The sequence below is a fragment of the Vibrio sp. Vb0304 genome, assembly GCF_033338995.1.
Lineage (GTDB): Bacteria > Pseudomonadota > Gammaproteobacteria > Enterobacterales > Vibrionaceae > Vibrio > Vibrio alginolyticus.
The window spans coordinates 1-1,468 of sequence record NZ_JAWOTT010000111.1; the positions used below are offsets into that span (position 1 = coordinate 1).

The 1,468-nt window shown below is 42.4% G+C and carries 3 protein-coding genes; 2 read left to right on the forward strand and 1 reads right to left on the reverse strand.

Annotation, left to right across the window (positions count from 1 at the left end; genetic code table 11):
* Window positions 1–97: 97 nt before the first annotated feature.
* Window positions 98–544, forward strand: a complete 447-nt coding sequence (exsC, locus tag R7P35_RS24210) for a type III secretion system regulatory chaperone ExsC (protein WP_005464682.1) — start codon at window positions 98–100, stop codon at window positions 542–544.
* A gap of 7 nt (window positions 545–551) precedes the next feature.
* Window positions 552–863, forward strand: coding sequence for a T3SS regulon translocated regulator ExsE2 (gene exsE2 / locus R7P35_RS24215; RefSeq protein ID WP_017448952.1), 312 nt, complete (start codon window positions 552–554; stop codon window positions 861–863).
* Window positions 864–970: 107 nt separating this feature from the next.
* Here the strand turns inward: exsE2 and R7P35_RS24220 are convergent.
* Window positions 971–1,468 (reverse strand): aldehyde dehydrogenase family protein (locus tag R7P35_RS24220; RefSeq protein WP_318092873.1); only part of this gene is annotated, 498 nt, incomplete at its 5' end.

A 1,468-nucleotide genomic window follows, 5' to 3' on the forward strand; every position in this document is an offset into this window, starting at 1 on the left:
TTTCGGCCAAAATATAATAACTAACAACCAAAATTGATAAACATACCCCACAATATCGAATATGTTTCCCGATAAAATTCTCAAAAGGACTGTTTCTATGTCAGCACGCCAAACTATCGATGAGGTTTTACAGAAGTTTGCTCATCAAATAGGCTTGCCTGAACTGCATTTGACGGACAATGAACTAAGCTTAGCTTTTGATGATCACTTGAAGGTTCATTTCATCTTTCATCCAGAAACGAATACGCTGCAACTGGAAGCGGAAATTGTTGGATTACAAATCGTCAATTCTGATCTTTATCGTTCTTTTTTGGCGTTCAATTACCATTGGCCAGAACACCAATTATTTTTCAGTTTAGATAATCATAGGCACGTACTGTGTTTGAATAAACTGATTGGCATCGAGCAATTGGATTATGAATATTTTGAAAATGCGTTGGCGGAATTGTTGACGCAAAGCGAGTCATGGGAGTCGTTGCTATCTGCTCACGTAGTGGCCGAAGAGACGCCTGCTATGCCTCAAAGTTTAGATCTGAGAGTTTAGGTGTCTTATGTCTAATGACATCCAATCTGCACGCAACAGCCAACCCATTCACGGATTGGAGCAAGTAGAACAACGTGAACTTGTGCCACAAGGAACGTTTCAAGGTCGCAAAGTGACCCTACTCTCTTCATCAGAAAACAAACAGGCACGCATGAGCTCAAAGCGAGAACTAAGCGAATGTTTAAACCAGTTCGCGAGCCTTGAATCTTGCAATCAAGTCTTGGATTTTGAAAAGCCAACTGGATTTGAGAAGCAAAGCGCTGCTATCGAAAAGCTTTTTGAGCGAAAGATAGATGTGATTGCTCGAAGCGAAAAGTAAACACAAGTTATCACTCACGCACACTCCCTTCTGTGGTTTAATGAATGCCAATAAAAAACCCCGACAATTCGGGGTTTTGAGTTCGTATTTAACTTAAGATATCAAGCTTAGAAAAAGCCTAACGGGTCAATGCTGTAGCTAATCAGTAAGTTCTTAGTATTCTGGTAGTGATCCAGCATCATCTTGTGCGTTTCACGCCCGATCCCCGATTTCTTGTAGCCACCAAACGCTGCGTGTGCAGGGTAAGCGTGGTAACAGTTGATCCAAATTCGACCAGCTTCAATATTACGGCCCATGCGATATGCCACGTTTGCATCACGCGTCCAAACACCTGCACCTAAGCCATACTCCGTATCGTTTGCTATTTCCAATGCTTCCGCTTCATCTTTGAACTTAGTGATAGCAATCACTGGGCCAAAGATTTCTTCTTGGAAGATTCGCATCTTGTTGTGCCCTTCCAGCATTGTTGGCTGAATGTAGTACCCTTGACTGATTGACTCTGGCTGTTCTGATACACCGCCACCAAAAACCACTTTTGCGCCTTCTTCACGGCCGATTTCCAGGTAACTTAAAATCTTATCAAACTGTTCTTGAGAAGCCTGAGC

Excerpts from the sequence above, each read along its gene's own strand:
- exsC (WP_005464682.1), top strand. The coding sequence starts at position 98 with ATGTCAGCACGCCAAACTATCGATGAGGTTTTACAGAAGTTTGCTCAT.
- exsE2 (WP_017448952.1), top strand. The coding sequence starts at position 552 with ATGTCTAATGACATCCAATCTGCACGCAACAGCCAACCCATTCACGGA.